The sequence below is a fragment of the Mesorhizobium sp. P5_C1 genome (genome assembly GCF_054049815.1).
The window spans coordinates 1-5,030 of the sequence record NZ_JBFULQ010000416.1; the positions used below are offsets into that span (position 1 = coordinate 1).

3 protein-coding genes and 1 pseudogene are annotated in these 5,030 nt (G+C 63.5%); 2 read left to right on the forward strand and 2 right to left on the reverse strand.

Annotated elements, in window-relative coordinates; genetic code table 11:
- Positions 1–28 precede the first annotated feature (28 nt).
- Positions 29–2,599 carry a GcvT family protein gene (locus ACXJ7R_RS24650; protein WP_457154105.1) on the forward strand — a complete coding sequence of 857 codons (2,571 nt, stop codon included), beginning with the start codon at positions 29–31 and terminating at the stop codon, positions 2,597–2,599.
- Positions 2,600–2,608: 9 nt separating this feature from the next.
- Positions 2,609–3,964 (forward strand): M24 family metallopeptidase, encoded by a 1,356-nt coding sequence (locus ACXJ7R_RS24655; RefSeq protein WP_457154106.1) that lies wholly within the window; start codon positions 2,609–2,611, stop codon positions 3,962–3,964.
- Here the strand turns inward: ACXJ7R_RS24655 and ACXJ7R_RS24660 are convergent.
- Entirely contained in the window at positions 3,929–4,756 is an 828-nt protein-coding gene (locus ACXJ7R_RS24660) for a phosphate/phosphite/phosphonate ABC transporter substrate-binding protein (protein ID WP_457154107.1), read from the reverse strand. The genes ACXJ7R_RS24655 and ACXJ7R_RS24660 overlap by 36 nt on opposite strands.
- A gap of 82 nt (positions 4,757–4,838) precedes the next feature.
- Positions 4,839–5,030 (reverse strand): annotated as a pseudogene (locus ACXJ7R_RS24665) (fatty acid desaturase); the annotation flags it as partial.

The window sequence follows — 5,030 nt, forward strand, 5'->3', positions numbered from 1 at the left end:
CAGTTTACGCAAAAACGGACCTATCTTGATGAAATCTCATGTAAAAGCGGTTGTCATCGGCGGCGGCGTCGTCGGCTGCTCGGTTCTCTACCATCTGGCCAAGGCCGGCTGGACCGACATCATGCTGATCGAGCGCTCGGAGCTTACCTCCGGCTCGTCCTGGCACGCGGCGGGCGGCTTCCACACGCTGAACGGCGACCCCAACGTCGCCAAGCTGCAGGCCTATACGGTGCAACTCTACAAGGAGATCGAGGAGATTTCCGGCCAATCCTGCTCGCTGCACCTGACTGGCGGCGTGATGATGGCAGATACCCCGGAGCGCATGGACTTCCTGCGGCTCGCCCATGCCAAGGGCCGCTATCTCGGCATGGACACCGAGTTGATCACGCCATCCGAAGCCAAGGCGATGTTCCCACTGATGGACGAGACCAATTTCGTCGGCGCCATGTGGGATCCGGTCGAGGGCCATCTTGATCCGTCCGGCACCACGATCGCCTATTCCAAGGCGGCCAAGAAGCTTGGCGCCGAGATCGTGCTGCGCAACCGCGTCGTCGAGCTGACGCAAGAGGTCGACGGCACCTGGAATGTCGTCACCGAACAAGGCACGGTTCATGCCGAGCATGTCGTCAACTGCGGCGGCCTGTGGGCACGTGAGATCGGCCGCATGGTCGGCGTCGAACTGCCGGTGCTGGCCATGGAGCACATGTACCTGCTCACCGAGCCAATGCCGGAGGTCGAGGAATTCAACAAGTCGACCGGTCGCGAGATGATCGGCGTGCTTGACTTCAAGGGCGAGATATACACCCGCCAGGAGCGCAACGGCATTCTGCTCGGCACCTATGAAAAGGCATGCAAGCCGTGGTCGCCGGTCAACACGCCGTGGGATTTCGGCCATGAATTGCTCGCCCCCGACCTCGACCGCATTGCGCCGTCGCTGGAGATCGGCTTCAAGCATTTCCCCGGCATCGAGAAGGCCGGGATCAAGCAGATCATCAACGGCCCCTTCACCTTCGCGCTCGACGGCAACCCGCTGGTCGGCCCGGTGCAGGGCCTGACCAATTTCTGGTGCGCCTGCGCCGTTATGGCCGGCTTCAGCCAGGGTGGCGGCGTCGGTCTGGCGCTGTCGAACTGGATGGTCCACGGCGATCCCGGCTTCGACGTTTGGGGTATGGACGTCGCCCGCTTCGGCGAATGGGCCGGCCTGCGGTACACCAACGCCAAGGTGCGCGAAAATTATTCGCGCCGCTTCTCCATCCGCTTCCCCAATGAGGAACTGCCGGCCGCACGCCCGGCGCAGACGACGCCGCTCTACGATACGATGCTCGCCAACAACGCCGTCATGGGCGACTCCTGGGGTCTCGAAACCCCGCTCTGGTTTGCCCCGAAGGGCAAGGAGCCGAAGGACATCGTCTCCTTCCACCGCTCCAACGATTTTGGGCCGATCGGCGAGGAAGTGCGCGCCACCCGCGAGCGCGTCGGCGTCACCGAGATCGCCAACTTCGCCAAATACGAAGTGTCGGGACCAGGGGCGGAAGATTTCCTCAACCGGCTGATGACCAACCGCATGCCGAAGACCGGTCGCATCGTGCTGACGCCGATGATCAACGAATTCGGCAAGCTGATCGGCGACTTCACCATCGCCAAGGCCGGAGAAGACCGCTTCATGATCTGGGGCTCGTCGGCGGCGCAAAAATATCACATGCGCTGGTTCGAGAAGCACCTGCCGAAGGATGGTTCTGTGCGCATCCACCGCTTCGACCAGACGCTGGTCGGTTTGTCGATCGCAGGGCCTAAGTCCCGCGACCTCTTGCAGAAGCTCGTCGATGTCGACATCTCGACAAAAGCTTTCCGTTTCATGGATTTCCGCGAGATGGCGGTCGGCGGTGCGCCCTGTTTGGTCAACCGTATCACCTACACCGGTGATCTCGGCTACGAGATCTGGATGGCGCCGGCCTACCAGCGCCTTGTCTATAAGGCGATCAAGGATGCCGGCGAGGAATTCGGCCTTGTCGATTTCGGCATGCGCGCTTTGCTGTCGATGCGCCTGGAAAAGAACTTCCCGACCTGGTTCCGCGAGTTGCGGCCGATCTACGGACCGTTCGAAGGCGCGATGGACCGCTTCATCAAGCTCGAGAAGAACGATTTCATAGGCCGCGAGGCTGCCGCCAAGGAACAGGCCCAGGGGCCAAAACTGCGCCGCGTCTCCTTCATCGTCGATGCCGCCGACGCCGATGTGATGGGCGACGAGCCGATCTGGGCCAAGGTCTCCAAGGACTACGGCACGGTGGAAAAGCCGCATGGCTACGGCGCGCCGCGTTTCGACGATGGCGGCGAGGAAATACGCGGCTCCAAGGCAGCTGAAGGCGCTTCGGCCGTGCGCGGCATCGTCGACGGCGACTGGCGCGTCGTCGGCTGGGTGACATCAGGCGGCTATGCGCACTATGTGCAGAAGTCGATGGCGCAGGGTTACATTCCGGCAGCACTCGCCGAGGACGAAAGTGCCGGGCTGTTCGAGATCGAGATCTTGGGACACCGGCGCCCGGCCCGCATCAACGTCGAAGCACCGTTCGACCCGAGTGGCGAGAAGATGCGGACCTGAGGTTCGGTCATGGACAGCGCTGGGCCGAAGGGCAGCTTTGGCCGCCATCGCAAGATCATGCCGTTCGAGCCGGGCTCGATCGAGGCGCTGCGCGACGTTTCCCGCCAGAAGGCGGCGTCGCTCAACCAGCATGTGCTGGGCTATGGCGCCCAGGCGGAAGCTGAATGGGCAGCGGCGGGTATTGCCGCTCCCGATCTGCCGGCGACGCGCCAATACCGGCTGGACCGCATCCGCGCCGAGTTGAAGCGCCGCGACTATGCCGGCGCCCTGCTCTACGACCCGGTCAACATCCGCTACGCCACCGATTCCACCAACATGCAGCTGTGGGTGGCGCACAATCCGACACGGCATTGTTTCGTCGCCACCGACGGGCCGGTGGTGCTGTTCGATTATTTTTCCTGCGAGCACCTGTCCGACCATTCCGGCGTCGTCGACGAGGTGCGGCCGGCTGTCTCATGGATGTATCTCTATGGCGGCGAACTGACCGAGCAAAAAGTCCGCCGCTGGGCCGCCGGCATTACCGATCTGGTCAGGGAACATGGCGGCGGCAACAGCCGCATCGCGGTCGATCACATCAACCCGGAAGGCGTCGAGGAACTCGCCCGTCTGGGTGTGACGATCGGCAATGGCGAAGCGGTGATGGAAAATGCGCGGCTGATCAAATCATCGGACGAGATTCTCGCCATGCGCCGCGCCATCGTCGCTTGCGAGGCGGCGATGGGCGAGATGGAGCAGGCCCTGCGGCCTGGCATTTCCGAGAACGAGCTGTGGGCCGAACTGCATCGCGGCAACATCGCGCGCGGTGGCGAATGGATCGAGACGCGGCTGCTGACGTCAGGCCCGCGCACCAACCCGTGGTTCCAGGAATGCTCGTCGCGCAAGACCGAAGCCGGCGACCTGGTCGCCTTCGACACCGACTTGATCGGCCCCTACGGCTTCTGTGCCGACCTGTCGCGCACCTGGCTGTGCGGTGATGCAGAGCCGACCAACGAACAGCGCGACCTGTTCCGCATCGCCGCCGATCAGATCGAACACAACACGCAATTGATGCAGCCGGGCACCTCGTTCCGCGACCTTGTCGAACGCTCGGCGGTACCGCCCGGAGACTGTTTTCCGACGCGATACGGCGTTCTCTATCACGGCGTCGGCCTGGCCGACGAATACCCGACCTTGCCGCATGCCAGCGACTGGACCCCCGACACCCCAGACGGCGCGCTGGAGTCAGGCATGGTGCTGTGCGTGGAAAGTTATATCGGCCGGCTGGGCGGACGCGAAGGCGTCAAGATCGAAGAGCAGATTCTCATCACCGAAACCGGCAACGAAAAACTTTCAACCTACCCGTTGGATGCGAGGCTGCTCGGCTAGTCCGGCAAGTGCCTCGCGCATCGCCCTGACCGTCTTTTCCGGTGTCGTTGCGGCGGTGATGAACGGCAGGCCTTTGCGCCGTCCCGTCCAGCCGACGACCTTCACCGCTTGCGCCGCCGGCTCCAAACGCTGCGCCAGCGCCCAGCTTCCGCAGTCGATGGCCGCGACATCCGCCTTGCCTTCGGCCACAGCGACGATCGAGTCGCGATGGCCGCCGCTTTCGCTGCGCGTCGAGAATATATCCAGGTCTTCGCCGGCCGCTTGCAGGTCGCGCGTCAGTGCAATGATGCCTGACATGGAATCAAGGCTGTTGAAGGTGAAGCGCTTGCCGCGGATCAGATCGAGCGGGATGAGAGCGCGGCCGTCCGCAGGCGATCGAACCTCCAGCCCCTCGCCCGCCCGCATCACCAGCGCGCTCGAATAGAGCTCGCCCTGCCCGCCTTCACAGGCGTCGTAGCTCGGCTGGCCGACCACCTGAACGTGTTTGGACAGGCCGAGTTCCATCGGTCCCCAGCAGGTCTGCGCAAACAGCAGCGCAGGATGCAGCCAAAGCTTGTGAAAATCGAGTTCGTCCGGCGGCAATGTCGCCGGGTCTGGCGCGATCAGTTTTCCCTGGGCATCATGAATGCCACCCGGCACCGGCGGCAGGTCGCCATTTCGGCGCACGATCGTTTGCGGCGCGTCGATACCCCTCCGCCGGAAGGCGTCGCGCAAGCGCGCCCATTGGGCGTCGACCTCGTCGCGCGCTTCGGGCCAGTCATACATCGGCAACGCCGCAACCAATTCGCTCATGCCGGAATCTGACCGTTGTATCTGGGATTGAAGGGGACCGACCGCAGCCAGTCTAGCAGGCATTACCCACTCGCCGCAAAACTCATTCCTTGGGCGGCTCGGCGGGAACCGGCGCGGAGCCGAGCCCATTTATGTTGCGCGCCCTGATGCGAGGTTTGAACGCCCTGCCCGGCTCCGGCGCGCGCCGCAGCACCGGATGCACGATCGGCTCCTTCGCCTTGAAGGCATAGGCTTTGATCAGCGCGAAATAGTTCGGATAGGCGTAGCCATTGTT

What these genes read in the sequence shown, in the direction of transcription:
- ACXJ7R_RS24650 (WP_457154105.1), top strand. Translation starts at nt 29, where the DNA reads ATGAAATCTCATGTAAAAGCGGTTGTCATCGGCGGCGGCGTCGTCGGC.
- ACXJ7R_RS24655 (WP_457154106.1), top strand. Translation starts at nt 2,609, where the DNA reads ATGGACAGCGCTGGGCCGAAGGGCAGCTTTGGCCGCCATCGCAAGATC.
- ACXJ7R_RS24660 (WP_457154107.1), bottom strand. Translation starts at nt 4,756, where the DNA reads ATGAGCGAATTGGTTGCGGCGTTGCCGATGTATGACTGGCCCGAAGCG.